We start from the raw sequence: 25,468 nt of genomic DNA, 5'->3' as shown, positions 1-25,468 counted from the left end.
ACTGCTTGTCCTTGTCAGGGGGCGTTTACAGGCTCTTCACCGTACACGCGGCACGGCACAAGCGCACCTCGGGCGGAGCTCGGTAGAGTTGCAGCATGGATCCGGCACCAAAACTGACTCTGAACAACGGCGTACTCATTGACCAGGCGGGTTACGGAACCTATAAGGTTCCGGCGCAGGACGCAGCGCCGCTGGTCAGCGCAGCGCTCACCCTGGGGTACCGGCACATTGACACCGCAGCGCTGTACGGGAACGAAGAGGGCGTGGGCGAAGCGGTCCGCAACTTCACCGACGCAGGACACGTTGTGCGCGAGGACCTTTTTGTCACCTCGAAGGTGTGGAACACGGACCACGGCTACGACGCAGCGCTGCGCGCATTCGACACCTCGATGCAGAAGCTGGGTTTCGACTACCTGGATCTGTACCTGATTCACTGGCCCTGCCCGGAGCGCGGGCTCTTCGCCGAAACCTGGAAGGCACTGGAGACGCTCTACTCGGAGGGCAGGGTCCGGGCGATCGGCGTCTCCAACTTCAACCGCGAACACCTCGAGGAGCTCCTGGACCAGGCGTCCGTTGTCCCCGCCGTCAACCAGGTGGAGCTCCACCCGTGGCTCGCCCAGCGTGAACTGCGGTCCTTCCATGAAGCCAGCGGCATTCGTACCGTTGCCTGGAGTCCTCTTGGCCGCGGCGCCATTCTGGCGGAGCCTGCGGTGCAGCAGATTGCCGGGGAGATTGGGCGCAGCCCCGCCCAGGCAGTGCTGCGCTGGCATGTCCAGGCCGGCCACACCGTGATCCCGAAGGCCAGCACCGAGGAACGGATCGCCGAGAACCTGGACATTTTCTCCTTTGAGCTCAGCCCCGAACACATGGCCGTCCTGGATGGCATGGATTCCGGGCGCCGGACCGGTTCGAATCCCAGCGAGGTGAACTGATGCTCCTGCCGCGGCACCGCAGTGCCGCCGGGGCTGGTGCCCCCGCGCCCTTCCAGCGCCGGGCCAGCGTCCGGACCATCGCCGTCGAAGGATCCGCCCAGCGGTTCTGGGACTTCCCCGCCGAGGATCCCGGCACAGCAGGGCCGGCAATCTTTATGGTCCACGGCTTCCGCGGCGACCATCACGGCCTGCTGCGCCTGGTTGAAGCGCTGCCGAACAACCGGGTCATCCTGCCGGACCTTCCGGGATTCGGCCAGGGCGCTGTGCTTCCGGGAGTGCACGACGCCGCTGCCTACGCGCGTTTTGTCCGCACCGGCTTTGACGTGCTGGGCCTGGGCCCGGATACCGTCCTGCTGGGACACTCTTTCGGGTCGATCATCGCGTCCCGGACAGCAGCGGAGTACCCACAGCTCATCAGCGAACTCATCCTGGTCAACCCGATCAGCGAACCTGCGCTGGAAGGACCCAACGGTTTCACCAGCAAACTCGCGGAACTCTACTACCAGGCTGCGGCCAGGCTGCCGGAGAAACCGGGCCGGGCGCTGCTGGCGAATCCGGTGATTGTCCGCGGCATGAGCATGCTCATGGCGAAAACCCGCGACCCCGGTCTCCGGCGCTGGATCCACGGCCAGCACGATGCGTATTTCAGCGCTTTTGCCTCCCGGGCCATCGTGCTGGAGGCCTTCCGCTCTTCCATTTCCGAAACCGTCCGTGACTTCGCGCCGATGCTGCAAATGCCGGTGCTGCTGATCGCCGCCGACAGGGATGACCTGGGTTCGGTTCCGGCCCAGCGCCGGCTGGCAGCGCTGGTTCCGGATTCCGAGCTGGAGATCCTCGAAGGAGTGGGGCACCTGGTCCACTACGAGGCACCGGATTCCGCCGCTGCACTCATCACAGACTTCCTGGCCCGGAGGCACCGCTGATCATGAGAATTGTCTTTGACGCCCGTTTCACCCGCACGGACCAGCACGACGGCATCAGCCGTTACGGCGCCAGCCTCATGGAGGCAGTCTCCCGGCACGCTGACGTTCGGATGCTAATCAGCGATGAACGGCAGCTGGCACTGCTGCCCAGCCTGCCCTGGACCAGGATCAATTCCCCGCTTTCCCCCGCCGAGCTCTTTGTGGCCCGGCACGTAAACCGGCTGGGCGCCGACGTCGTAGTCTGTCCGATGCAGACCATGGGCAGCTGGGGGCGGCGCTATCCGCTGATCCTGACCCTGCATGACTTGATCTACTATCAGAACCCGACGCCGCCGGGGTTCCTGCCGCTGCCGGTCCGGGCGCTGTGGCGGCTCTACCACCTGGCTTACTGGCCGCAGAGGGTGCTGCTGAACAGGGCCGACGTCGTTGCCACGATCTCGGACACCACACGCGGGCTGATGGACCGGCACCGGCTGACCCGGCGTCCGGTGCGGATGGTTTCAAACGCGCCACAGCCCGGCACCGTTCCGCGGGATGAGTCCCGGCCGCCGGAGAAGTCGCTGCTCTACATGGGCTCTTTTATGCCGTACAAGAACGTTGAGACGATTGTGCGGGCCATGGACAACCTGCCGGGCTACACCCTGCACCTGCTCAGCAGGATTTCCCCTGTCCGGCGCAGCGAGCTTGAAGCGCTCTGCACTGATCCGTCCCGGGTGGTGTTCCACAACGGTGTCACGGATGCGAAGTACGACGAGCTGCTGCGGCGTGCCACCGCGCTGGTTTCGCTCTCGAAGGCGGAGGGCTACGGCCTTCCCATCATTGAATCGATGGCGGCCGGCACCCCGGTGATCGCTGCTGATACGCCGATTTTCCGGGAAGTCTCCGGCGGGGCCGCCCTGCTTGTGGACCCGGACAGCCCCGAAGGGTTTGCCCGTGCCGTTGACAGTCTCTCGGATCCGGACCGCTGGCGTGAAGCTTCCCGGGCCGGGGTGGCCCGGGCCGCCGTGTACGACTGGGAGGCTTCCGCCAAGCAGCTTCTGGAGGCTGCAGCCGAAGCATCCCGGGAGTTTGCGGCCCGGCCCCGGAAAGCCTAGCCCAGCCGGACGATCATCTTTCCCGTATTCGCGCCCTTCATCAGGTCGATGAAGGCCTGCGGGGCGTTTTCGAGTCCGTCGACGAATGTCTCGTCGTAGGTGACGCTGCCGTCCCGGAGCCAGCCGGCCATGAGGGACGCGAATTCCCCCGCGTACTGGTTGTAGCTGTTGGCAATAAAACCCTTGAGGGTCAGTTCCTTGCCGATGGCCTGGAACAGGTTGCGGGGAGCGCTCTGCGGTTCTGTGGCGTTATAGGAGGAGATGGCTCCGCACATGGCGACCCGCCCGTATTTGTTCAGCACGGAGATTGCCGCCTCCAGGTGGTCCCCGCCGACGTTGTCGAAGTAGACATCGATTCCGTCGGTGCCGGCGGCCTCTTTGAGCTGGGTCTTCACTGGCCCGTCGTGGTAGTTGAAGGCGGCGTCAAAGCCGAGTTCACGCAGCCTGGCCACCTTCTCATCCGACCCCGCACTGCCAATGACCCTGCTGGCGCCGAGGGCCCTGGCAATTTGTCCTGCCATGGACCCGACAGCCCCTGCCGCGCCGGAGACAAAGACCGCGTCTCCCTCGCGCAGATCCGCTACCTTCGTCAGGCCGGCCCAGGCCGTGAGGCCCGTCAGGCCCATGGCACCGAGGTGGGCGCTGGCCGGCGCGATGCCGGTGTCCACGACGCGGGCGCGCCGGGCATCAAGGACCGCGTAGTCCCGCCAGCCAAGGTTGTGGAGGACGGTATCGCCCGCCTTGTGTGTGTCGGCACGTGATTCCACGACTTCACCGACGGCACCGCCTTCAAGCGGGGCATCCAGCTGGAACGGCGGGACGTAGGACTTCACGTCATTCATGCGTCCGCGCATGTACGGATCAACCGACATCATCGTGTTGCGGACCAGGATCTGTCCGTCCTGCAGTTCCGGAACCTTTGCCTCGGCAAGCCGGAAGTTGCTTTCCGCCGGCCATCCATCGGGACGTGAGGCAAGCTGGATTTCACGGCTGGCTGCGGGGTACGTCATGGATCTCCTCTCAGGCACCGGCCTGTGCCGGGCGCAGATAAAACATAAGCAACCTGTCTATCATGCGCCGGGGCATGCCGCAGACCGCTTCGCCCTGCGCCGCTCACTTGATCCGGACATCCCACAGGTGGTGGGCGGCGTCGTGCATAAAGTACCGGGCCAGGGACTCAACGGTGAAAGTACTGCCGTCCGAGCGGCGCCCGCGCCGTGAACGGGCCTGGAGTTCGACGGCGGCAAAGGCGGCCGCCGTCGCTTCGGCTTCATCGGCCAGGTCCGCGGCAACCCTCGCGGGGTCCTGTTCGCCGTACCGTTCGGCGACGGCGGTTGCGTCCTGGTCCCAGTCGGCAAACTCGGCACCGTCGGTGTCCACCATCAGCAGCAGCCGCATCCGATAGACCGAGCAAAGGTCCCGGACGTGCGCCGCGTACTCCAGCGCAGACCAGGTGCTCTCATCCGGGCGTTCCGCCGCGTCCGGGCGCTCCAGGACGTCCTGCCATGCCTGTGCATTCTCCAGCAGGAGCTGCGGGATGTCCTCGTAGGCGGTTTCCGAGGCAGTGAAACCGCACTCGGGGCAGGTACGGTCCAGGACCCAGGTCCAGTTCTTAGTGTCGGGGATTATGGCCATTGCCACACTGTAGAGGATTCGGTTTGCGAACCGCAGCACTCCTAGAATTGCAGCACCGAAAAGTTCTTCTGCCAGGAGATGATCTTGATGCCGATGGGGGTCCCACCCCAGGACCACGAACGGAAAAGAGCGGCACTGGAAGCCAGGAGCCAGGCGCGCGGCGGCACCGCCGTAGACCTGTACCGGCACGACGGCTTCCTGGTACTCAACGCAGACCTTCCCGGGATTGACCCGGGTTCCCTCTCTGTGGAGCTGGACGGCAACGCCGTGCTGATTCGGGCCCACCGCAGCCTGCGCGGCATGGACAGCACAACACGCTGGAACGTCCGCGAACGCGAAGACGGAACGATCCTGCGGCGGATTCCAGTGGGCGAGGGCGTGGACCCTGCCGCAGCTGCACCGCACTACGCCAACGGAGTCCTCAGCCTCCACATCCCGCTGCGGCACGGCGCACGGCAGCGAAGCGTACCCGTGCAGTACGTGCAGCGGGCCGGCGAAGCAGCCTAGGCGTTACAGGCCGTCCGGGGCGTCCACCCGGATGTAGACAGGATCTCCGGTCCGCCTGGCCGAAAGGGCTGCCTTGGCGGCGCGCAGTGCCGGCGTGATGGCGGGTGCATCGCTGTACGGGAAAAAGCACAGGGTCCGCCAGCGCGGTCCGATGTCCCCCGCACCGTGTGCCGGTACTTCCTCCACCGGTGCGGGGCCTACGATGCGGGCACTTTCGGGCAGGCCCAGCCGTGCCGCGAATCCGTCCAGGCCCTCGCGCGAACCGGTGAGTTCGGCGTACCGAACCGCCGGCGGCAGGCCCAGTTCCCGGCGGAGGGCGAGCTCGCGTTCGGCCGCGCCTGCAGGATCCCAGCGCAGCAGGTGGCCTACCGTAGCCGTATCGTCCGCGGTAACCACCACTACTCCCCCGTCCCCGGCCGGGCGGACCAGCGCGGCTGCGGTGAGCCAGCGGCGCAGGGTTTCCTCCTGGGCGCGCAGCGACTGCCGCGAAAGCATGGCGGTGCCGTCCAGCAGGAGCGCGGCGGCATAGCCCGACGGCGCCACGGGCTCGGCGCCGGGGGTAGCCACTACCAGCGCCGGTGCATCCGGAACGTCAGCACGGATGTGGTCTCCGGCGGAGGACACGACAGTCACTGAAGGGAACGCCCTGCCGAGTTCTTCGGCGGTGCGTCCGGCGCCGGCGGTTGAGGCTCGGAGCCGGAAGCTGCCGCAGTGCGGGCAGTGCCACCGCGGTTCGGGACGGGCGCACCAGCGGCAGGCAGGCGGGGAATTCCTCCCGGCCTGCGCCAGCGGACCCTGGCACTGCCGGCAGCGCGCCGGTTCCCGGCAGTCCTGGCAGGACAGTGCCGGCGAGAACCCGGTGCGGGCCACCTGCACCAGCACCGGCCCCCGCTTCAGTCCGTCCTGGGCGGCTTTCCAGGCGGCGTGCGGAATGCGGGCGCGTGCTGCCAGCGGGTCCCGCTCCATGTTGAAGGTGTCGGCCGTGCTCATCACCCGGGCAGTGGAAGCACGTACCACCGCTCGTTCGGCGTGCAGCGGGGCGGCCCAGCCTGATTCAAGCAGCCGCTGGGCTTCAGTGCTGCGGGTATGGGACGCCACCAGCATGGCCGCCCCGGACGCCTCGGCGCGGAGCAGCAGCACGTCGCGGGCATGCTGGTAGGGGGCCCGCTGCTCGGCATGGAGGTCATCGGCGTCGTCCCAGATGCAGACCAGGCCCAGGTTCGCTACCGGGGCGTAGGCAGCGGACCGGGTGCCCACAGCCACCGTTGCATCGCCGAAGAGCAGCTGCAGGAAACTGCGGTACCTGGGTGTGGGCCCGTCCTCGCCGGTGAGCCGCACAGCGGTGCCGGCGGGCACCCGGTCCTGGAGAGCGTCCATGACGCGGGCCAGGTCTTTTTGGTCAGGCACCACTACAACGGCGCCTCGGCCGGACAGCACGGTCGCTTCCACGGCTGCAGCAATTTCCTGCGGCCAGGCGTCGGCTCCGTAGCCGCGCAGGGAGCTGAGCACGGCGCGGGGACTGTGTCCGGCTGCGAGGTGGCTCAGGAAACGCGGGCCGTGCGGGTAGCGGCGGAACGGGTTCTCCGCGGGCAGCGCAGTTTCGGACGGGGCTTCAGCGGGTATGGAGCCGGCCCCCGCTGAGTCTGCCCTGGTTGTGCCGTCTGCCCGGGCTTCAGCGGCGGCTCCCGCAGTCCGGTCTGCGAATTCCTTCTCCACCCGGGCTACGCGCGGTGGAACCGCTACCCGGAGGACATCGTGGACCGAGCCCGCGTACCGCACCGCCACGGACTGCGCCAGGGAGAGGATTTCGGGGCTGAGCACCGGGATCGGCGAGATAACCTTCCCGAGGTTCACCAGGCGTGCGGTCGTTTCTGTGGATTCAAGCCGTTCGGTAAGAAACCCGGCCAGTTCCTGACCGCCAAAGCGTACCTTCACACGGACACCCGGTGCGGCGGCGTCGCTTAGCTCTGCAGGGACAAGGTAGTCAAAGGGACGGTCAAGGTGCGGCAGGGGTGAATCCAGCAGCACCCGGGCGATGGGCAGGTCCGGTGCCGGACGGGATTTCCCCACCGGCGCGGCGGGCGGGGCAAAGCCGTGCAGCAGGGACAGCTGCACGGCTTCCTCCTCCGAAGCGCGCTGCCCCTGGGGCGGACGCTGCGGCGGATGCTCTCCCATGGGACTAGGCGCTGAACCAGCGGCGCAGTTCCTCGACCTTGTCGAGGCGCTCCCAGGTGAAGCCTTCGTCTTCCCGGCCGAAGTGGCCGTGCGCGGCGGTCTTCTGGTAGATCGGCCGCTTGAGGTCCAGGGCGTTGATGATGCCCAGCGGACGCAGGTCGAAGACCTCATTGATGGCCTTGGAAATCTGCATCGGATCAACCGTTTCGGTGCCGAAGGTCTCAACGTAGATGCCTACCGGGCGGGCCATTCCGATCGCGTAGGCGATCTGGATCTCGGCCCGGCGGGCCAGGCCTGCGGCTACCACGTTCTTGGCGACCCAGCGCATGGCGTAGGCCGCGGAACGGTCAACCTTGCTCGGATCCTTGCCGGAGAAGGCACCGCCGCCGTGGCGGGAGAATCCGCCGTAGGTGTCCACGATGATCTTGCGCCCGGTCAGGCCGGCGTCTCCTACCGGGCCGCCGATGACAAAAGGTCCGCCGGGGTTGATGATGTGGCGGACGGACGAGGTGTCCAGTTCCGTTCCGGCAAGCACGGGGTTGACCACGTACTCCACCATGTCCCGGTGCAGCTGTCCCTGATCAAGGTCAGCGGCGTGCTGGGTGGAGACGACCACCGAGTCCACGGAGACCGGACGGTCGCCGTCGTAGCCGATGGTGACCTGGGTCTTGCCGTCCGGGCGCAGGTAGGGCAGTGAACCGTCCTTGCGGACCTGGGTGAGGCGCTCGGAGAGGCGGTGGGCCAGCCAGATGGGTGTAGGCATCAGCACGCTGGTTTCGTCGCTGGCAAAACCGAACATAATGCCCTGGTCGCCGGCGCCCTGGGCGTCGAGTGGATCAACGGTGTCTCCGGAACGGTTCTCAACCGAGTTGAAAACGCGGGAGGCGATCTCGGGTGACTGCTGGCCAATGGAGACGGAGACGCCGCAGCGGGCACCGTCGAAGCCGTTGGCTGAGGAGTCGTAGCCGATTTCGAGAATGGTGTCCCGGACCAGCTGCGGGATCTCAACGTAGCCCTCGGTGGTGACCTCACCGGCGACGTGGACCAGGCCGGTGGTGACCAGGGTCTCCACGGCAACACGGGATTCAGGGTCGGCCTTGAGCAGGCCGTCAAGGATCGCGTCGCTGATCTGGTCACAGATCTTGTCCGGATGACCTTCGGTCACGGACTCTGAGGTGAACAGCCGCAGGGCGCTGGTTTCGGCGGGGGCAGTCGTATTGCTGGAAGTCACGGGTTTACTCTACTTCGTTCCGGGGACAGTCCCCGTTCGGGGTCAGGCCGTGCCATGCACGGTCATCTGGGGTCGCATTGCTGCACAGAAGGAAATGCTGCTTTTCTGCGCTGTGCTGTGCTGGAAAACACGGGCGGGAAGGGTGATGTTCAGGAGGCGTTATCCGGGAGGAACGGGCGCCGCGGCCTCGCTCGGCGCGGCAGAACTTGCCAGTTCAGCGGCGATCCGCTGTACGAGGTGCTGCGCAATTTCCGCCTTGGACCCGGTCAGTGCCGGCGGCTCGACGCCGGGATCCTCGTGCGGGGACAGAATGCGCACTTCGGTGCTGTCCTGGCCGAACACCAGAGAGCGGCCAACCTGGTTCAGGACCAGCAGGTCGCAGCCCTTGCGTTCGAGCTTGCGGCGTCCGTATTCAAGGACCGAGCCGCCGCCGTCACCGGTCTCCGCGGCAAATCCGACGATCAGGTCCGGTCCGGTTCCGCTCGCTGAGCGGTTCTGCACCGTTTCAGCGAGGATGTCCGGGTTGCGTACCAGGGTGATGACCGGGTCGGTGCCGTCGTCGCGCTTTTTGATCTTGGTGTCCGCGTTTTCCCCGGGCCGGAAGTCGGCAACGGCTGCGGACATCACGAGCACGTCGGTGGACCGGGCCGCTTCGTGTACCGCGTCGCGCAGTTCCAGCGCGGTTTCCACCTGTACCAGTTCCACACCCTCGGGTACGGGAACTTCCAAGTGTGCTGCGATAAAGCGGACCTGCGCGCCCTCGGCAACGGCTGCGGCAGCGATAGCTGCGCCCTGCTTGCCGGAAGAGCGGTTGCCCAGGAAACGGACGGGATCCAGTGGTTCGCGGGTGCCGCCTGCAGTGACCGTTACCCGGCGGCCAGCCAGAAGGCCTTCTGCCACAGGGGCCGCCGCGGCCGGAGCTTCGCCGGCGGCGGCCAGCGCCGCCGCGAAGATATCTTCCGGTTCAGGAAGCCGGCCGGGGCCTGAATCCTTGCCGGTGAGGCGTCCGGTGGCAGGCTCCATAACGATGGCGCCGCGGGCCCGAAGCGTGGCCACATTGGCGCGGGTGGCCGGGTGGTTCCACATTTCGGTGTGCATGGCCGGGGCGAAGAACACCGGCCCGCGTGCCATCAGCAGTGTGTTGGTAAGCAGGTCCGAGGCGAGCCCGGCAGCTGCCCTGGCCAGGAGGTCGGCGGTGGCAGGCGCCACCACAATCAGGTCGGCCTCATGGCCGAGCCGGACGTGGTTGACGGTGTCCACGGCGTCGAACACCGTGGTGCTCACCGGGTGGCCTGACAGCGCTTCCCAGGTGGCCACACCGACGAAACGGGTGGACGCCTCGGTGGGGACCACCTGGACGCTGTGGCCGGCTTCGGTGAACAGGCGCAGCAGTGAAGCGGCTTTGTAGGCAGCTATACCGCCGCCCACCCCCAGGACAATGCGCACGCCTGTCCTACCTCCTAGCCGTGGTAAGTGCCTTACTCGGCAGTTTCGTTGGCGCGGACTACCAGCATGCCGTCGTTGATCTCGCGCAGGGCGATGGACAGCGGCTTTTCGTTGAGCTTGGTTTCCACCAGCGGGCCAACGTACTCGAACAGGCCCTCGTGCAGCTGGGAGTAGTAGGCGTTGATCTGGCGGGCGCGCTTGGCGCCGTAGATGACCAGGGCGTACTTGGAATCAGCGGCCGTCAGCAGGTCGTCGATCGGCGGGTTGATGATGCCTTCAGGCTGGGTAGACAAAAGATCTCCAAAGTTTTCGTGCGGATCAAGAACAGCAGCTCAGCGTTGGCGAGGGCTGATCCCCATGAGTGAAACGAGCTCTGCTGCAGCCCGCTGAACGTCATCATTGATGACAGTGTGATCGAACTCGGGCTCGGCAGCAAGTTCCAGTTTAGCGGTTTCCAGCCGCCGCTGCTGCTCCTCGGGTGTTTCGGTGCCCCGGCCCACCAGCCGGCGGACCATTTCGTCCCACGTCGGCGGTGCCAGGAACACAAAATTCGCCTCCGGCATGGACTCCTTGACCTGCCGCGCGCCCTGCAGGTCGATTTCCAGCAGGACCGAGCGGCCTTCGGCCATGGCGGCTTCAACCGTCCGGCGCAGCGTGCCGTAGCGGTTGTGTCCGTGGACGACGGCCCACTCAAGCATCTGCCCCTCAGAGACAAGCTCGTCGAACTCGTCGGCGCTCACGAAGAAGTAGTGCACTCCGTTTTCCTCACCCGGGCGCGGAGCCCGGGTGGTGGCGGAAACGGAAAGCCAGACCTCGGGATAGTTATCCCGGATATAGGTGGACACAGTGCCTTTGCCAACGGCGGTGGGACCTGCCAGAACTGTCAGCCGCGGTTGCGACACGTAGACCTCACTTGTTTAGGGAACAGGTCCGACGCCGCCGCGGCCGCGTTGTGCGGCGAACGGCTTAGTCGGACTCCAGTAATTCGATCAGCGCCTTGCGCTGGTGGACACCAAGACCCCGAACCCGGCGGGTTGGGGCGATACCCACGGTAGCCATTATTCCAGCTGCGCGCCGCTCCCCCACACCAGGCAGTGCCCGGAGCAGGTCCACGACCTTCAGGCGCCCTACGGCTTCCTCGGAAGCACGGGAGACGATGACCTCTTCAACCGAGAGTTCACCGGACTTAATTTTGGATTTGATTTCGGCCCGCACGGTGCGGGCGGCGGTGGCCTTTTCCCGCGCCCTGGTGCGCTCTGCTTCAGTCAGTGGTTTGAGGTTCAATTGGCTCTCCCGGGCGAAGACTGACCACCCGTCAAACTGGTTGTGACCGGCGGCTTTGCGGTTTCTTGGGCTAGGGTCCGAACCTATCCGCACTGTGCGGGCAATGCAATGGAAACCGGTACGTAAGCCGTACCGGTTTCCACTATGGCTGTGGCAGGCCCGCCAGCGTGCGGGCAGCGGCCTCACGCAGTGCCGCGCGTTCCGGTCCGGCCTTGAGGATGTCCCGGCTGGAGGTCGCCAGCACGTTGGCGTAGGCCGCTCCGAAGGTCCGGCGCAGGTCCTCCCCCGTAGCGCCCTGGGCACCGAGACCGGGCGCCAGGATCGGCGCGTTGGCCGCTGCCAGGTCGATGTCCAGGTCCTCAAGGGCGGAGCCAACGGTCGCCCCGATGACCAGTCCGGTGGAACCGAGCGGCGCCGCGGCCGCGTTTTCCGCTGCAGCGGCATCCACAATCCGTGCTGCCACGGACCGCCCGGCGCCCACGTGCTGCACGGAGGCGCCCTCCGGGTTCGAGGTCAGGCCCAGCACAAAGACTCCCCTGCCGGTGGCAGCCGCCAGGTCCAGGGCAGGACGCAGCGATTCGTAGCCCAGGTACGGGCTCAGGGTGACCGAGTCCGCTGCCAGCGGAGAGCCGTCCTGCAGCCAAGCGTCAGCGTAGGCAGCCATGGTCGAGCCGATATCCCCCCGCTTGGCATCAGCGATGGAGAGAACACCGGACTCGGTGCACGCGGCGAGGACGCGCTCGAGCACCGCAATGCCGGCGGAGCCGTGGCGTTCATAGAGCGCCACCTGCGGCTTGACGGCAGCGGCCTGCTCCCCCACTGCCTCCAGGACGGTGAGTGAGAAGCGTTCCAGCCCGGCGGCGTCGTCGTTCAGTCCCCAGGCGGCCAGCAGGCCCGGATGCGGATCGATGCCGACGCATAGCGGTCCGCGGGTGTCCATGGCTGCCCGCAGACGCGCACCAAAGGGTGCGCGCCCGCCGGCAGCGTCAGTGCTGTGCTCAGGCAACGGTGGAAGCCTGAAGCTTGGCTGCGTATTCCTGGAGCGAGCAGACGTCCCACTCGTAGGAGCGCATGGCCTCGATGGCCTGCACGGCCGCGGTGAACTCGGACACGGTGGTGATGACCGGGCAGCCGATCGACGTCGCGGCGGCACGGATTTCGTAGCCGTCACCGCGGGCCTGGCCGCCGGAGGGGGTATTGATGACCATGTTGATGTCCCCGGCAGTGATCAGGTCCACCACAGTGCCTTCTCCGTCCGGTCCCGCGCCTTCGCCGACCTTGCGGACGGTGGTGGCCTGGATGCCGTTGCGGCGCAGGACATCTGCGGTGCCGCCGGTGGAGAGGATCTCGAAGCCGAGGTCGCTCATGAGCTTGACCGGCATGATGATCGAGCGCTTGTCCCGGTTGGCGACGGAGACGAAGATCTTGCCGGCCGTCGGCAGCGCGGAGTTGGCGGCTGCCTGGGACTTGGCGAAGGCCGTATCGAAGTACTTGTCGATGCCCATGACCTCGCCGGTGGAACGCATTTCCGGGCCGAGCAGGGAATCCACCACGGTGCCTTCGGGGGTGCGGAAGCGGCTGAAGGGCAGCACGGCTTCCTTCACGGCCACCGGTGCGTCCAGCGGAAGCGCCGAGCCGTCGCCGGTTGCCTTGAGCTTTCCAGCGGCACGCAGTTCCGCGATGGTGGTTCCGGTGCCGATCAGCGCCGCAGCCTTGGCCAGCTGCACGCCGGTGGCCTTGGAGACGAAGGGCACCGTGCGGGAGGCGCGCGGGTTGGCTTCGATCACGTAGAGCACATCCGAGGCCAGGGCGAACTGGATGTTGATCAGACCGCGCACGCCGACGCCGGAGGCGATGGCGCGGGTGGCTTCGACTACCCGGCCGATGACGTCGGTACCCAGCGTGATGGGGGGCAGCACGCAGGCGGAGTCGCCGGAGTGGATGCCGGCTTCCTCGATGTGCTCCATAATGCCGCCCACGTACAGGTCGGTGCCGTCGAAGAGCGCATCGACGTCGATCTCGATGGCGTCTTCCAGGAACCGGTCCACCAGGACGGGGTGGTCCGGGGTGATTTCCGTGGCGTTGGCGATGTACCGGGAGAGGTTGGCTTCGTCGTAGACGATTTCCATGCCGCGGCCGCCCAGCACGTAGGACGGGCGGACCAGGACGGGGTAGCCGATCTCGTCGGCGATCTTCTTGGCGTCCTCGAAGGAGACGGCGGTGCCGTTCTTCGGGGCGATCAGGCCGCCCTCGTCCAGGACGCGCTGGAAGGCACCGCGGTGCTCAGCCAGGTCGATCGCCTCGGGCGAGGTGCCCAGGATCGGGATGCCGGCGTCGGCCAGTTCCTGGGCCAGCTTCAGCGGGGTCTGGCCGCCGAGCTGGACGAAGACGCCCAGCACGCCGCCGGTGCGCTGTTCGGCGTGGATGACTTCCAGCACGTCCTCAAGGGTGAGCGGCTCGAAGTAGAGGCGGTCGGAGATGTCATAGTCCGTGGACACGGTCTCCGGGTTGCAGTTGATCATCACGGTCTCGTGGCCGGCTTCGCGCAGCGCCATGGTGGCGTGGACGCACGAGTAGTCGAACTCGATGCCCTGGCCGATGCGGTTCGGTCCGGAGCCGAGGATGATCACCGAAGGCTTCGCGTGCTGCCCCACCTCATCCTCCTCGTCGTAGGAGGAGTAGTGGTACGGGGTGTACGCGGCGAATTCGGCCGCGCAGGTGTCCACCGTCTTGTAGACCGGGCGGATGCCCAGGACGTGCCGAACGCCGCGGACAACGGCCTCGGACTGGTTGGTCAGCTTGCCAATCTGCTCGTCGGAGAAGCCATGGCGCTTGGCCAGCCGCAGGACGTCCTCGGTGATCTGGGCGGCGCCGCGGATCTCTTCGGCGACCTCGTTGATCAGTTCGAGCTGGTCCAGGTACCAGGGGTCGATTCCGGTGGCTTCGTAGAGCTGCTCGGCGGTGGCGCCGCCCAGCAGTGCCTGCTGCACCTGGGCCAGGCGGCCCGTGGTGGGCCGCTTGGCGGCTTCGATGAGCGCCGGTACGTCTGCCGGGTCCACCGGGTCGAAGCTGAGCTGGGAACCCTTCTGCTCCAGGGAACGCAGGGCCTTCTGCAGCGCTTCGGTGAAGTTGCGGCCAATGGCCATGGCCTCACCGACGGACTTCATAGTGGTGGTCAGCGTGGGATCCGCGGCCGGGAACTTCTCGAAGGCGAAGCGCGGAACCTTGACGACCACGTAGTCCAGCGTCGGCTCGAAGGACGCCGGGGTCTTCTTGGTGATGTCGTTGGGGATCTCATCCAGCGTGTAGCCCAGCGAGAGCTTCGTGGCGATCTTGGCGATCGCGAAGCCGGTGGCCTTGGATGCCAGGGCCGAGGAGCGGGAGACGCGCGGGTTCATTTCGATGACGACGACGCGGCCGGTGTCCGGTTCGATGGCGAACTGGATGTTGCAGCCGCCGGTGTCCACGCCGACTTCACGGATGACGGCGATCGCGATGTCCCGCAGCTTCTGGTACTCGCGGTCGGTCAGGGTCATGGCCGGTGCCACGGTGATGGAGTCGCCGGTGTGCACGCCTACGGGATCGAAGTTCTCGATGGAACAGACAACAACCACGTTGTCGTTCTTGTCCCGCATCATTTCGAGCTCGTACTCCTTCCACCCCAGGATGCTCTCTTCGAGCAGCACCTCGGAGGTGGGGCTGTACTGGATACCGGCTCCGGCGATGCGGCGCAGGTCCTCGGCGTTGTAGGCCAGGCCGGAGCCCAGGCCGCCCATGGTGAAGGACGGGCGGACCACCATCGGGTAGCCCAGTTCATCGGCAGCGGCGAAGGCTTCATCCATGCTGTGCACGATGATCGATTTAGCCGATTCGGCGCCGCAGCGTTCGACGACGCCCTTGAACTTCTCGCGGTCTTCGCCGAGTTCAATGGCTTCGATGTTGGCGCCGATGAGTTCGACGTTGTACTTCTCCAGCACGCCGTTCTTGTCCAGCGCGATCGCCGTGTTCAGAGCGGTCTGGCCGCCCAGGGTGGGCAGCACGGCATCGGGGCGTTCCTTGGCGATGATCTTCTCGACCACCTCCGGAGTGATCGGCTCGACGTACGTGGCGTCGGCGAACTCCGGGTCGGTCATGATCGTTGCCGGGTTGGAGTTGACCAGGATGACCCGCAGGCCTTCCTCCTTCAGCACGCGCAGTGCCTGCGTGCCGGAGTAGTCGAATTCGGCGGCCTGGCCAATGACGATCGGGCCGGAGCCGATCACCAGGACGGACTTGAGATCGGTTCTGCGGGGCATTAGCGGGATTCCTTGTTCTTGCTGGAGGCCATCAGGTCGACGAAGCGGTCGAAGAGGTAGGCGGAGTCATGCGGGCCGGCGGCGGCTTCGGGGTGGTACTGGACGGAGAACGCGGGGATGTCCAGGCAGGCGAGGCCTTCCACCACGTTGTCGTTGAGGCTGATGTGGCTTACTTCCACCTTGCCGAAGCGGGCTTCGGGCGCGGTGACGGGACCGTCCAGCGGTGCGTCCACGGCGAAGCCGTGGTTCTGGGAGGTGATTTCCACCTTGCCGGTGCGCCGGTCCAGGACGGGCTGGTTGATGCCGCGGTGGCCGTAGGGCAGCTTGTACGTGCCAAAGCCGAGCGCACGGCCAAGGATCTGGTTGCCGAAGCAGATGCCGAAGAACGGTGTGCCGGTGTCCAGCACGTCGCGCAGCAGCTTGACCTGGTTGTCGGCGGTGGCGGGGTCGCCGGGGCCGTTGGACATAAAGACGCCGTCCGGGTTCAGGGCCTGGACGTCTTCGAGGGTGGCGGACGCGGGCAGAACGTGCACACGGACGCCGCGTTCGGCGAAGCGGACCGGCGTCATGGACTTGATGCCCAGGTCCAGTGCGGCAACGGTGAAAAGCGGTTCGCCCTCCCAGCCGTGGGCGGAGGGTTCGACGACGTAGCTGGCCTCGATGCTGACTTCCTCAGCCAGGCGGGAACCGGCCATGGATTCCTGTGCGCGGACCTCGGCCAGCAGCTCGGCGTCGGTGCGCAGGGCAGTCTCGCCGGAGAAGATGCCGGCCTTCATGGCGCCGCGCTCACGCAGGTGGCGGGTGATGGCCCGGGTGTCGACGCCGGAGATCCCGACGACGCCCTGGGCTGCCAGGTCCTCATCCAGGGTGCGCTCGGAGCGCCAGTTGGAGGGCTTGCGTGCCGCGTCGCGGACAATGTAGCCGGCCACCCAGATGCGGCGGGACTCGGCGTCGTCGCTGTTCACACCGGTGTTGCCGATGTGCGGGGCAGTCTGGACAACCAGCTGGCGGGCGTAGGAGGGGTCGGTGATGGTCTCCTGGTACCCGGTCATGCCGGTGGCGAAGACTGCCTCGCCCAGGGCTGTGCCCGTGGCACCGTAGCTGCGGCCGCGGAAGCTGCGGCCGTCCTCCAGCATGAGGACAGCTGTTCTCGGGACGGGGGTTTGGTTCACTGTCACAGTTGTTCCTCGCTAGATGTTGCAGATTCCGGCAGCAGCGCCTTGATGGCCGAAACCAGGGGGGTTTTGTGGTCGGCTGCCCGGGTACGGAACCCGGTGTCGACACGCTTGGGGCCGAGCTGCCAGGTCACCAGGACCAGGCCCTCTTTCTCCACGAATTTTCCGGCCATCCCGCGCTCCAGGCGGACACCGCGCAGGTCCCCGCGCGGAATCCATACGTCCGGTGCGCCCTTCCGGGCGAACAGCAGGCCCTCGTCAAAGACGGCAGCTTCGGCAACGGACTTCACGCCCATTCCGTAGACCGCCACGCGGTCCAGCCAGTCTCCGGCGGTGGTGGTGGCAACGTACTGGCCGTCAGCTTCGAACCGGGGCAGCGGGAGGTCTTCGGGCAGCGGGCGGGGACGGGGAATGTCCGACTGGCGCTGGCGGCGTCCGCGCCAGCCGACTGCGAAAAGCGACAGCACAACTGCGGCGGCGACGACGACTCCGATGAGGAAGATCAGCCAATCCACGGTGTCTCCTCTGCTGCTGCGGCCCGGGGGCCGTTCAGCGCTCCGTCCAGGACGGTGGGGTGTCCGGCGAAGAAGGCGGCTCGGACCATTCCGGGCAGTTCAAGCCCTGCATAAGGACTGTTCTTGCCCATGGTTGCCATCTTATGGGGGTCCACGGTGCGCCGCGCAGCTGGGTCGACCAATATGACGTTGGCCGGTTCGCCCGCCTGAAGCGGCCTTCCCTGTGTTTTCACGCGTCCGATCAGTGCCGGCGTGGTGGAAGTCACGCGGGCAAACCCTGCCCAGTCCATCAGGCCCGTCTCAATCATGGTGGCCTGGATCACGGAAAGCGCCGTTTCAAGTCCGGTCATGCCCATGGCGGCCTGCGCCCACTCGCACTCCTTGTGCTCGCTGGGGTGCGGGGCGTGGTCGGTGCCGACGATGTCGATCGTGCCGTCGGCAAGGCCGCGGCGCAGCGCCTCGACGTCGGACTCCGTGCGCAGCGGCGGGTTCACCTTGTACACCGGGTCATAGCTGCGGACGGCCTCGTCCGTCAGCAGCAGGTGGTGCGGCGTGACCTCTGCGGTGACGTTGATGCCCCGCTCCTTGGCCCAGCGGATGATCTCCACCGAGCCCGCCGTGGAGACGTGGCAGACGTGGAGCCGGGACCCGGTGTGCTGGGCCAGCAGGACGTCGCGGGCAATGATGGATTCCTCGGCCACGGCAGGCCAGCCGGGCAGGCCCAGGACGGCGCTGACTTCGCCCTCATGCATCTGCGCGCCGTCGGTCATGCGCGGTTCCTGCGCGTGCTGGGCCACAACGCCGTCGAACGCCTTGACGTATTCGAGCGCGCGGCGCATCAGCACCGGGTCGTGGACACACATACCGTCATCGGAGAAGACCCGGACGCGGGCCCGGGAGTCTGCCATGGCACCGAGTTCGGCCAGCCGTTCACCCTTCAGGCCCACGGTCACTGCGCCCACCGGGCGGACGTCAGCCCAGCCGGACTTCAGGCCAAGGCTGTAGACCTGCTCCACCACGCCGGCGGTGTCCGCCACGGGATTGGAGTTGGCCATGGCATGCACGGCGGTAAAGCCGCCCAGGGCTGCGGCGCGGGTACCGGTTTCAACCGTTTCGGCGTCTTCCCGGCCGGGTTCACGCAGGTGGGTGTGCAGGTCCACCATGCCCGGCAGGGCGATGAGCCCTTCGGCGTCGATTACCAGGGCGCCCTCAGGTGCCTCAAGGTTCGGACCCACGGCGTCGATGAGGCCGTTGCGGATCAGGAGATCGGCGCGGTCCTTGCCCAGCAGCGAGGCACCGCGGAGCAGGTAGGTTCCGGTGGGGGAAAGCTCCGGGGAGGCCGCGGGGGCGGGTTTGGTTGTTGTGGCGGGATGTGCGGTAGTCACTGTGCGGATACTTCCTGTGGTGTGCGCTGGGAGCTGCCTTCACCGGAGAGCAGCAGGTAGAGGGCGGCCATACGGACCGAAACGCCGTTGCTGACCTGGGCCAGGACGGTGGCCCTCGGTGAGTCGGCAGCGCGTGAAGAGATTTCAAGACCGCGGTTCATAGGTCCGGGATGCAGCAGGATCGTGTTGTCCATGCCCAGGGCGTCCAGCCGGTCCAGCCGGACGTCGTCGAACCCCCAGCGCCGGGAGTACTCCCGCACGGTGGGGAAAAACGCCGAGTGCATACGCTCTGCCTGGACCCGGAGCATCATGACGGCGTCCGGCTTGGTTTCAAGCGTCTCGTCCAGGGAATAGCTGACCTTGCAGGGCCAGGATTCGACGCCGAAAGGCAGCAGCGTGGGCGGGGCGACGAGCGTGACGTCGGCCCCAAGGGTCTTCAGCAGCCAGAGGTCCGAGCGGGCCACCCGGGAGTGCAGAATGTCCCCCACGATGGCCACGTGCATGCCGGAGAGATCAGTGCCCTGGGAGGGCACCCCGTGCAGCTGTGCCCAGTGCCGGCGCATGGTGAACGCATCCAGCAGCGCCTGGGTGGGGTGTTCGTGCGTGCCGTCCCCTGCGTTCAGCACGGCGGCGTCGATCCAGCCGGAGTTCGCCAGTCGGGCAGGTGCACCGGACGCTCCGTGGCGGATCACGACGGCGTCGGCTCCGATGGCGGCCAGCGTCTGCGCGGTGTCCTTCAGCGACTCGCCCTTGGACACGGAAGAACCTTTGGCGGAGAAGTTGATCACGTCGGCGGAGAGGCGCTTGGCCGCTGCCTCGAAGGAGATGCGGGTGCGGGTTGAGTCCTCGAAGAAGAGGTTGACCACAGTCCGGCCGCGCAGGGCGGGAAGCTTCTTGACTTCCCGCTCCCCCACTGCAGACATGGTCTCCGCGGTGTCCAGGATGGAAATGGCGTCCTGATAGGAGAGGTCCAGGGTGGAGAGCAGGTGTTTCATGCAGGGCCTTCGATCACGACTTCATCCAGGGCGGGCTGATCTGTCTCCGCCAGCCGGACCCGGACTTTCTCCACGGCGGCCGTCGGCAGGTTCTTGCCAACGTGGTCCGCGCGGATGGGCAGCTCGCGGTGCCCGCGGTCCACCAGGACGGCCAGGCGCACGGCGCGCGGACGGCCGAGGTCGATCAGGGCGTCCAGTGCGGCGCGGATGGTGCGGCCGGAGTACAGCACGTCGTCCACCAGGACAACAACCTTGCCGTCAATGCCGCTGGGCGGAAGCTGTGTGGGGTGTGGCGGCCGGGTGGGCTGGTGTGCGAGGTCGTCACGAAACATGGTGACGTCGAGCTGGCCCGTGATGGCGTCTGCATCCACGGTGGGGTCAGCTGCTGCGATCTTGGCAGCCAGCCTGCGGGCCAGTGGATAGCCCCGGCGGGGGATGCCCATCAGCACCAGATCGGTGCCGCCCTTGTTTGCTTCAAGGATCTCGTGGGCAATGCGTGTCAGCACGCGGTCAATGTCAGCTGAAGTCAGAACGGTACGGGCAGGCACAGCGGCCTGCGTGGGATCACTGAGATCCATATTCTGCTTCCTCCTTCCCCGCCTCACAGGACGGACTTAAAGGTTGAATGCCAATCAAAACTATCACAGCACGTCGCCCGTATATTCTTGGGTCCATGACAGGCATGCGCGCATGACGCTGACCCCCGGCGGCAGTCCCTCCCGTCTGCCGGAGCAGCCCTCCGAACCGCTTCCCGGACTCAGTGTTCCCGCCCCGCCGCGGGGCGGTTCAGGGGTGCTGAACGTGCTGCTGGTAGCTGCAGCAGGGGTAGTGCTGGTGCTGGTTGGCCTGTTCCTCTTCGCAGCCCTGGGCAGCGAGGCCTTTATCCTGTGCGGGATCCTGGCGCTGATTCCGCTGGGGATCTGCCTGCTGGGACTGCACTGGATTGACCGCTGGGAACCGGAACCGCGCGGCGCACTGGCCTTTGCCTTCCTGTGGGGTGCAGGCGTTTCCGTGGCAATTACCCTGCTGCTGGGCGGCACGGTCAATGAAATTCTGGTAATGCTGCTGCCGCTGACTCCGTCCGAGGTGCTGACCACGGTCATCCAGGCGCCGCTGGTGGAAGAGACGGCAAAGGGCCTGGGCGTGCTCATCCTCGTTTTTGTGCGCCGCAGCCATTTCGACGGGCCGCTGGACGGCATTGTCTACGCCGGAGTGGTCGGCGCCGGTTTCGCCTTCACGGAGAACATCCTCTACTTCAGTGCCGCCCTGTTCGAGGCCGGCGGTGTTGGCCTGCAGCTGGGGTTCGTTTTTGTGCTGCGCGGACTGTTCTCCCCGTTCGCCCACGTGCTCTTTACCGCCGCCGTCGGCCTGGCCCTGGGCATTGCCGTCCGCAAACCCGGCGCCGGGCGGATTGTCGGCGGTTTCGCGGCAGGCCTTGCTGCGGCGGTGGCCGGGCATATGTTCTGGAACGGCGGAATGGCCCTGGTGGCAGACGACTTCTTCGTCTTTTACTTCCTGCTCCAGGTGCCGCTCTTCGCCCTCGCGGTGGGCGGTGTGAGCTGGCTGCGCCGGCAGGAGCAGCGCCTAACCGGGCTGCGCCTGGGTGAATATGCGGCAGCTGGATGGTTCACCCCGGCAGAGGTCAGCCTGCTGGCCACGCCTTCCGGGCGCCGGCAGGCCCTGCAGTGGGCAGGGGCCTTTGGGGCCAAGGTTCAAATGCGCGCCTTCATCCGGGAGACAACACATCTTGCCCTGGTCCGCCAGCAGCTCGTCAACGGACGCGAGCCGGAGAAAAATTCGGTGCGGGAGCGCCGTCTCCTCTCGGCCCTGACGCGCACGCGGACACAGCTGCTGGGGATCGCCGCCGCCGGGCGCCGCTACTAGTACGGCACCCCGGAGCTCTTCCGGGCATGCAAAAGCCCGGCAGGGGAATCCCTGCCGGGCTTTGTGCTGTGGATTCCAGCCTTGGCTAGGCCAGCAGTGAATCCTTGAGCTGGTGCAAACGGCTCAGCAGGCCGTTGATAAATGCCGGCGACTCATCCGTGGAGAGCGACTTGGCCAGTTCAACGGCTTCGCTGATGGCGACCTTGTCCGGTACGTCGTCGTTGTAGAGCAGCTCCCAGCTGCCCAGGCGCAGGATGATGCGGTCAACGGCCGGCATCCGGTCCAGCGCCCAGCCCTGGGAATAGGTGCTCAGGAATTCGTCGATCGTCTCCTGCTTGGCAATAACGCCCTCCACCAGGTCCATGGTGTAGGGGTTGATTACCTGGTCCGTCTTTTCCCGGCGGGAACGCAGGGACTCGAGCGGAGACATGGATCGCTGTTCCGCTTCGAAGAGCACCTCAAGTGCCCGTGTTCTTGCTTTACTGCGGGCACTCACTCGTTAACGCGTCCCAGGTAGTCACCGGTGCGGGTATCAACCTTCACCTTCGTGCCGGTTTCCAGGAACAGCGGAACCTGGATTTCGTAGCCGGTTTCCACGGTTGCGGGCTTGGTGCCACCGGTGGAGCGGTCGCCCTGCAGGCCCGGTTCGGTGTACGTGATCTCCAGGACCACGGAAGCCGGAAGTTCAATGTAGAGCGGGGCACCTTCGTGCATGGCGATGGTGACCATCATGGACTCAAGCATGAAGTTGGCGTAATCACCCACGATCGAGCCGGGGACCGTGAGCTGGTCGTAGTCCGAGGTGTCCATGAAGACGTAGTCTTCGCCGTCCTTGTACAGGTACTGGTAATCGCGGCGGTCAACCGTGGCGGTTTCGATCTTGATGCCCGCATTGAACGTCTTGTCGACGACTTTGCCCGAACGGACGTTGCGCATCTTGGTACGGACAAACGCACCACCCTTGCCCGGCTTTACGTGCTGGAACTCAATGATGCTCCAGAGGTTGCCTTCAAGCTTCAGCACGGTGCCGTTCTTGATGTCGTTGGTCGTTGCCACAGTTTCTCTTTCGTCGTTTCGCTTCTGCTTCGTGTCTGGTCCGTCGACCATTCTACCTGTTCGGAGATTCCCTAGAGGCTGAGCCGGATACCGGTCTCCGGCTCGGAGGCAATCTCCTGGTAGGCGGCGAAGAGCAGCGAGGTGTCAGGGACCTCCAGGATGGAGGGCTTGCCCAGTCCGTCAAGGACCACAAAGCGCAGCAGATCGCCGCGGGACTTCTTGTCCCGGCGCATACCGTCCAGCAGCGCGCTCCAGCGGTCGCGGCGGTAGGAAACCGGAAGTCCGAGTGAGGTCAGGATCTCCTTGTGCCGGTCCGCGGTGGCGTCGTCGAGCCGCCCCACCATGCGGCCCAGCTCGGCGGCGAAGACCATGCCTACTGAGACGGCCGCGCCGTGGCGCCATTGGTAGCGTTCGGCCAGTTCAATGGAGTGGCCCAGCGTGTGGCCGTAGTTCAGGAACTCACGCCGTCCCGCTTCACGCAGGTCACCGGAGACGACTTCGGCCTTCACCCGCACGGCCCGCTCAACCAGTTCACGCACGGTGTCCGAGGCGCCGTCGGACACCGCCTCCGGGTTCGCTTCGATCAGGTCCAGAATTGCGGGATCGGCAATGAAACCGCACTTGACCACTTCGGCCATGCCGCTGAGCAGTTCGTTCTTGGGCAGCGAGCCCAGGGCATCCAGGTCCGCCAGGACGCCGGCAGGCGGGTGGAAAGCACCCACCAGGTTCTTGCCTTCTGCGGTGTTGATGCCGGTCTTTCCGCCCACGGCTGCATCCACCATGCCCAGCAGGCTGGTGGGGATGTGCACTACCTTGATCCCGCGCAGCCAGGTGGCTGCCACAAAACCGGCGACGTCGGTGACTGCTCCCCCGCCCACGGCCACAATGGCGTCGGAGCGGGTGAAGTCGTTCTGTCCCAGGACCTGCCAGCAGAAGGAGGCAACCTGGATGTGCTTGCCTTCTTCGGCGTCGGGAATCTCCGCGGTGAGGGCCGTCAGTCCGGCTTCAGCGAGTTCGTCGCGCACGGTGTCGCCGGTGGTGCGCAGGGCACGGGGATGGATCACCAGAACCCGGCGGACCCGCTCCCCCAGCATTGCCGGAAGGCGCCCCAGCAGGCCGTTGCCGATGACGACGTCGTAATTCTCTGCGGGCTTTTCACCGGTCACCGGGATGATGGTGGGTTCAGCGGGCATTTAGTTCTCTCCTTCATCCAGGGCTGCGGTGATGCGTTCCACCACCTCGGCTACTGCCAGTCCCCTGGTATCTATGACTATGTCTGCCAGCGATTCGTAAATTGGTCTGCGGACCTCTGCCAGTGCGCTCCAGCGCTCCGCCGGATCACCGGCCAGCAGCGGACGGTGGGCAGTGCGGGAGATCCGCGGAAGCACCGTGGCCAGGTCGGTATCCAGGAATACAACCGTAGCGTGCTCCAGCAGCTGCCTGGTTCCGGTGTCCAGGACAGCCCCGCCGCCAAGGGAGATGACTGAACGCACGGGCGAGTCCAGGGACTGCGCAACGGCGCGGGCTTCGGCTTCGCGGAAGAACCGTTCACTGTGGCGGGCAAAGATCTCCGGGATGGGTCCGTGCTCATCCACAACCAGCTGATCAGTATCGATGTAGGGCAGGTTGTGGCGTGCTGCGAAGGAACGTCCGACCACCGACTTGCCGGCGGCCATAAGCCCCATCAGGACCAGATGCTTTTCAGACACCTGTACCGGTACCGGTCGAGGAGAGGGATTCCGGAATGCTCTCGAGGTACGTCCGGAGGTTCCGCACCGTTTCAGCCACCGAGTCCCCGCCGAACTTCTCGGTCATCGCCTCAGCGAGGACGAGCGCCACCATGGCCTCGGCAACGACGCCGGCAGCAGGCACGGCACAAACGTCGGAACGCTGGTGGTGGGCGCGGGCGGGTTCGCCAGTGGACACGTCAACGGTCTTCAGGGCACGGGGAACGGTGGCAATGGGCTTCATCGCTGCGCGGACGCGCAGCACTTCGCCGATGCTCATGCCGCCTTCGATGCCGCCGGCCCGGTTGCCGGAGCGGATCACGCGGCCGGCCTCGTCCTGCAGGATCTCGTCATGGGCCGCAGAGCCGCGGCGGGACGCGGTGAGGAAACCGTCGCCAACCTCAACGCCCTTGATGGCCTGGATGCCCATGAGGGCTCCGGCCAGGCGTGCGTCCAGGCGGCGGTCCCAGTGGACGTAGCTGCCCAGTCCCGGCGGCAGTCCGTAGGCGAGGACTTCCACGACCCCGCCCAGGGTTTCGCCTTCCTTGTGGGCGGCGTCCACTTCGGCAACCATCGCTTCAGTTACGGCCGGATCGAAGCAGCGCATCGGATTTTCGTCCAGCGCGGCGACGTCGGACGGCAGCGGCAGCGCCGAGCCTTCCGGAGATGCCACGCCGGCGATAGAGACGGTGTGGCTGACCAGCTCGACTCCAAGCTGGTTCAGGAAGGCCGAGGCAACGGCACCCAGGGCCACCCGGGCAGCGGTTTCCCGGGCGCTTGCACGCTCCAGGACCGGACGGGCTTCGCTGAAGCCGTACTTCTGCATGCCGGTGAAGTCTGCGTGCCCGGGGCGCGGCCGGGTCAGCGGCGCATTGCGTGCCTGGCCGTCCAGGATCTCCGCAGGCACCGGATCGGAGGCCATGATCTGCTCCCATTTGGGCCATTCGGTGTTACCGACCTCGATCGCCACCGGTCCGCCCTGGGTCAGTCCATGGCGGACACCGCCGAGGATGCGGACCTCGTCCTGTTCGAACTTCATCCGGGCACCGCGGCCGTAGCCGAGGCGGCGTCGTGCCAGCGCTTCCTGGATGGACGGGGTGCTTACTTCGACGCCAGCAGGGACGCCCTCAATAATTCCGACCAGTGCAGGCCCATGGGACTCACCGGCGGTCAACCAACGCAACATGGCTTCAATACTGCCATGTTCGG

At 66.3% G+C, this 25,468-nt stretch carries 25 protein-coding genes; 5 read left to right on the top strand and 20 right to left on the bottom strand.

All coding sequences use genetic code 11. The annotated features are described in order from the left end of the window. Positions 1-95 precede the first annotated feature (95 nt). From ACWGQ2_RS13355 to ACWGQ2_RS13345, 3 genes are read left to right on the top strand one after another with little or no spacing between them, the layout of a single operon-like run. Entirely contained in the window at positions 96-932 is an 837-nt protein-coding gene (locus tag ACWGQ2_RS13355) for an aldo/keto reductase (RefSeq protein WP_452018015.1), read from the top strand. Then, positions 932-1,855: an alpha/beta fold hydrolase gene (locus ACWGQ2_RS13350; protein WP_452018013.1), complete on the top strand. Its 924-nt coding sequence runs from the start codon at positions 932-934 to the stop codon at positions 1,853-1,855. Before ACWGQ2_RS13355 ends, ACWGQ2_RS13350 begins: the two co-directional genes overlap by 1 nt. Before the next feature lie 2 nt (positions 1,856-1,857). Further along, positions 1,858-2,949: a glycosyltransferase family 4 protein gene (locus ACWGQ2_RS13345; RefSeq protein WP_452018011.1), complete on the top strand. Its 1,092-nt coding sequence runs from the start codon at positions 1,858-1,860 to the stop codon at positions 2,947-2,949. Here ACWGQ2_RS13345 and ACWGQ2_RS13340 read toward each other — a convergent pair. After that, entirely contained in the window at positions 2,946-3,959 is a 1,014-nt protein-coding gene (locus ACWGQ2_RS13340) for an NADP-dependent oxidoreductase (RefSeq protein WP_452018010.1), read from the bottom strand. The two genes, ACWGQ2_RS13345 and ACWGQ2_RS13340, sit on opposite strands and share 4 nt — an antisense overlap. A 103-nt stretch (positions 3,960-4,062) precedes the next feature. Next, entirely contained in the window at positions 4,063-4,584 is a 522-nt protein-coding gene (locus ACWGQ2_RS13335; protein ID WP_452018008.1) for a DinB family protein, read from the bottom strand. Between the two features lie 93 nt (positions 4,585-4,677). Between ACWGQ2_RS13335 and ACWGQ2_RS13330 the strand changes: the two genes are divergently transcribed. Then, positions 4,678-5,091 (top strand): Hsp20/alpha crystallin family protein, encoded by a 414-nt coding sequence (locus ACWGQ2_RS13330; RefSeq protein ID WP_452018006.1) that lies wholly within the window; start codon positions 4,678-4,680, stop codon positions 5,089-5,091. 3 nt (positions 5,092-5,094) lie between these two features. On the opposite strand, the gene ACWGQ2_RS13325 is transcribed toward ACWGQ2_RS13330, so the two are convergent. From ACWGQ2_RS13325 to pyrR, 13 genes are all read right to left on the bottom strand, one after another. Then, positions 5,095-7,266 carry a primosomal protein N' gene (locus ACWGQ2_RS13325; protein WP_452018004.1) on the bottom strand — a complete coding sequence of 724 codons (2,172 nt, stop codon included), beginning with the start codon at positions 7,264-7,266 and terminating at the stop codon, positions 5,095-5,097. A gap of 4 nt (positions 7,267-7,270) precedes the next feature. Continuing rightward, complete coding sequence (gene metK, locus ACWGQ2_RS13320; RefSeq protein WP_452018002.1) at positions 7,271-8,497, bottom strand: methionine adenosyltransferase; 1,227 nt, start codon at positions 8,495-8,497, stop codon at positions 7,271-7,273. 159 nt (positions 8,498-8,656) lie between these two features. Continuing rightward, entirely contained in the window at positions 8,657-9,943 is a 1,287-nt protein-coding gene (coaBC, locus tag ACWGQ2_RS13315; RefSeq protein ID WP_452018000.1) for a bifunctional phosphopantothenoylcysteine decarboxylase/phosphopantothenate--cysteine ligase CoaBC, read from the bottom strand. Between the two features lie 32 nt (positions 9,944-9,975). Continuing rightward, complete coding sequence (gene rpoZ / locus ACWGQ2_RS13310) at positions 9,976-10,236, bottom strand: DNA-directed RNA polymerase subunit omega (RefSeq protein WP_055241005.1); 261 nt, start codon at positions 10,234-10,236, stop codon at positions 9,976-9,978. A gap of 39 nt (positions 10,237-10,275) precedes the next feature. Then, complete coding sequence (gmk, locus tag ACWGQ2_RS13305) at positions 10,276-10,845, bottom strand: guanylate kinase (RefSeq protein WP_452017997.1); 570 nt, start codon at positions 10,843-10,845, stop codon at positions 10,276-10,278. A gap of 64 nt (positions 10,846-10,909) precedes the next feature. Beyond that, positions 10,910-11,227: an integration host factor, actinobacterial type gene (gene mihF, locus ACWGQ2_RS13300; protein WP_091604601.1), complete on the bottom strand. Its 318-nt coding sequence runs from the start codon at positions 11,225-11,227 to the stop codon at positions 10,910-10,912. Positions 11,228-11,369: 142 nt separating this feature from the next. Beyond that, entirely contained in the window at positions 11,370-12,233 is an 864-nt protein-coding gene (pyrF, locus tag ACWGQ2_RS13295) for an orotidine-5'-phosphate decarboxylase (protein WP_452017995.1), read from the bottom strand. Then, complete coding sequence (gene carB / locus ACWGQ2_RS13290) at positions 12,226-15,522, bottom strand: carbamoyl-phosphate synthase large subunit (RefSeq protein WP_452017993.1); 3,297 nt, start codon at positions 15,520-15,522, stop codon at positions 12,226-12,228. The genes pyrF and carB overlap by 8 nt, the downstream gene beginning before the upstream one ends. After that, on the bottom strand, positions 15,522-16,658 hold the full coding sequence (carA, locus tag ACWGQ2_RS13285) for a glutamine-hydrolyzing carbamoyl-phosphate synthase small subunit (RefSeq protein ID WP_452018144.1): 1,137 nt from the start codon (positions 16,656-16,658) through the stop codon (positions 15,522-15,524). The genes carB and carA overlap by 1 nt, the downstream gene beginning before the upstream one ends. Positions 16,659-16,696: 38 nt before the next feature. After that, positions 16,697-17,212, bottom strand: coding sequence for a PH-like domain-containing protein (locus ACWGQ2_RS13280; protein ID WP_452017991.1), 516 nt, complete (start codon positions 17,210-17,212; stop codon positions 16,697-16,699). Continuing rightward, entirely contained in the window at positions 17,200-18,519 is a 1,320-nt protein-coding gene (locus tag ACWGQ2_RS13275) for a dihydroorotase (RefSeq protein ID WP_452018142.1), read from the bottom strand. Before ACWGQ2_RS13275 ends, ACWGQ2_RS13280 begins: the two co-directional genes overlap by 13 nt. Positions 18,520-18,593: 74 nt before the next feature. Then, positions 18,594-19,592 (bottom strand): aspartate carbamoyltransferase catalytic subunit, encoded by a 999-nt coding sequence (locus tag ACWGQ2_RS13270; RefSeq protein WP_452017989.1) that lies wholly within the window; start codon positions 19,590-19,592, stop codon positions 18,594-18,596. Beyond that, positions 19,589-20,170: a bifunctional pyr operon transcriptional regulator/uracil phosphoribosyltransferase PyrR gene (gene pyrR / locus ACWGQ2_RS13265; RefSeq protein WP_452017987.1), complete on the bottom strand. Its 582-nt coding sequence runs from the start codon at positions 20,168-20,170 to the stop codon at positions 19,589-19,591. The genes ACWGQ2_RS13270 and pyrR overlap by 4 nt, the downstream gene beginning before the upstream one ends. Positions 20,171-20,282: 112 nt before the next feature. On the opposite strand from pyrR, the gene ACWGQ2_RS13260 reads away from it, so the two are divergent. Continuing rightward, on the top strand, positions 20,283-21,476 hold the full coding sequence (locus ACWGQ2_RS13260; protein ID WP_452017985.1) for a PrsW family intramembrane metalloprotease: 1,194 nt from the start codon (positions 20,283-20,285) through the stop codon (positions 21,474-21,476). An 85-nt stretch (positions 21,477-21,561) separates the two neighbouring features. On the opposite strand, the gene nusB is transcribed toward ACWGQ2_RS13260, so the two are convergent. The 5 genes from nusB to aroC form a co-directional block, all read right to left on the bottom strand. Next, the gene (gene nusB, locus ACWGQ2_RS13255; protein WP_452017983.1) at positions 21,562-21,972 is read right to left on the bottom strand and encodes a transcription antitermination factor NusB; all 411 of its coding nucleotides are present in this window, start codon (positions 21,970-21,972) and stop codon (positions 21,562-21,564) included. Beyond that, a complete protein-coding gene (efp, locus tag ACWGQ2_RS13250) occupies positions 21,969-22,532 on the bottom strand; it encodes an elongation factor P (protein ID WP_055240995.1) in 564 nt (187 codons plus the stop codon). Before efp ends, nusB begins: the two co-directional genes overlap by 4 nt. Before the next feature lie 71 nt (positions 22,533-22,603). Continuing rightward, a complete protein-coding gene (gene aroB, locus ACWGQ2_RS13245) occupies positions 22,604-23,725 on the bottom strand; it encodes a 3-dehydroquinate synthase (RefSeq protein WP_452017981.1) in 1,122 nt (373 codons plus the stop codon). Next, the gene (locus ACWGQ2_RS13240; protein WP_452017979.1) at positions 23,726-24,241 is read right to left on the bottom strand and encodes a shikimate kinase; all 516 of its coding nucleotides are present in this window, start codon (positions 24,239-24,241) and stop codon (positions 23,726-23,728) included. Continuing rightward, on the bottom strand, positions 24,234-25,445 hold the full coding sequence (aroC, locus tag ACWGQ2_RS13235) for a chorismate synthase (protein WP_452017977.1): 1,212 nt from the start codon (positions 25,443-25,445) through the stop codon (positions 24,234-24,236). Before aroC ends, ACWGQ2_RS13240 begins: the two co-directional genes overlap by 8 nt. Positions 25,446-25,468 lie beyond the last annotated feature (23 nt).

It is taken from the genome of Arthrobacter sp. NPDC055585 (genome assembly GCF_053619115.1).
The sequence above is the reverse complement of the archived record's forward strand: the minus strand, read 5'-3'. Positions and strand labels throughout refer to the sequence as shown.

What these genes read in the sequence shown, in the direction of transcription:
- ACWGQ2_RS13335 (WP_452018008.1), bottom strand. Translation starts at nt 4,584, where the DNA reads ATGGCCATAATCCCCGACACTAAGAACTGGACCTGGGTCCTGGACCGT.
- ACWGQ2_RS13345 (WP_452018011.1), top strand. Translation starts at nt 1,858, where the DNA reads ATGAGAATTGTCTTTGACGCCCGTTTCACCCGCACGGACCAGCACGAC.
- ACWGQ2_RS13260 (WP_452017985.1), top strand. Translation starts at nt 20,283, where the DNA reads ATGACGCTGACCCCCGGCGGCAGTCCCTCCCGTCTGCCGGAGCAGCCC.
- ACWGQ2_RS13330 (WP_452018006.1), top strand. Translation starts at nt 4,678, where the DNA reads ATGGGGGTCCCACCCCAGGACCACGAACGGAAAAGAGCGGCACTGGAA.
- pyrR (WP_452017987.1), bottom strand. Translation starts at nt 20,170, where the DNA reads ATGGATCTCAGTGATCCCACGCAGGCCGCTGTGCCTGCCCGTACCGTT.
- carA (WP_452018144.1), bottom strand. Translation starts at nt 16,658, where the DNA reads ATGCTGGAGGACGGCCGCAGCTTCCGCGGCCGCAGCTACGGTGCCACG.
- ACWGQ2_RS13270 (WP_452017989.1), bottom strand. Translation starts at nt 19,592, where the DNA reads ATGAAACACCTGCTCTCCACCCTGGACCTCTCCTATCAGGACGCCATT.
- ACWGQ2_RS13340 (WP_452018010.1), bottom strand. Translation starts at nt 3,959, where the DNA reads ATGACGTACCCCGCAGCCAGCCGTGAAATCCAGCTTGCCTCACGTCCC.
- ACWGQ2_RS13350 (WP_452018013.1), top strand. Translation starts at nt 932, where the DNA reads ATGCTCCTGCCGCGGCACCGCAGTGCCGCCGGGGCTGGTGCCCCCGCG.
- carB (WP_452017993.1), bottom strand. Translation starts at nt 15,522, where the DNA reads ATGCCCCGCAGAACCGATCTCAAGTCCGTCCTGGTGATCGGCTCCGGC.
- ACWGQ2_RS13325 (WP_452018004.1), bottom strand. Translation starts at nt 7,266, where the DNA reads ATGGGAGAGCATCCGCCGCAGCGTCCGCCCCAGGGGCAGCGCGCTTCG.
- aroC (WP_452017977.1), bottom strand. Translation starts at nt 25,445, where the DNA reads ATGTTGCGTTGGTTGACCGCCGGTGAGTCCCATGGGCCTGCACTGGTC.
- ACWGQ2_RS13355 (WP_452018015.1), top strand. Translation starts at nt 96, where the DNA reads ATGGATCCGGCACCAAAACTGACTCTGAACAACGGCGTACTCATTGAC.
- aroB (WP_452017981.1), bottom strand. Translation starts at nt 23,725, where the DNA reads ATGCCCGCTGAACCCACCATCATCCCGGTGACCGGTGAAAAGCCCGCA.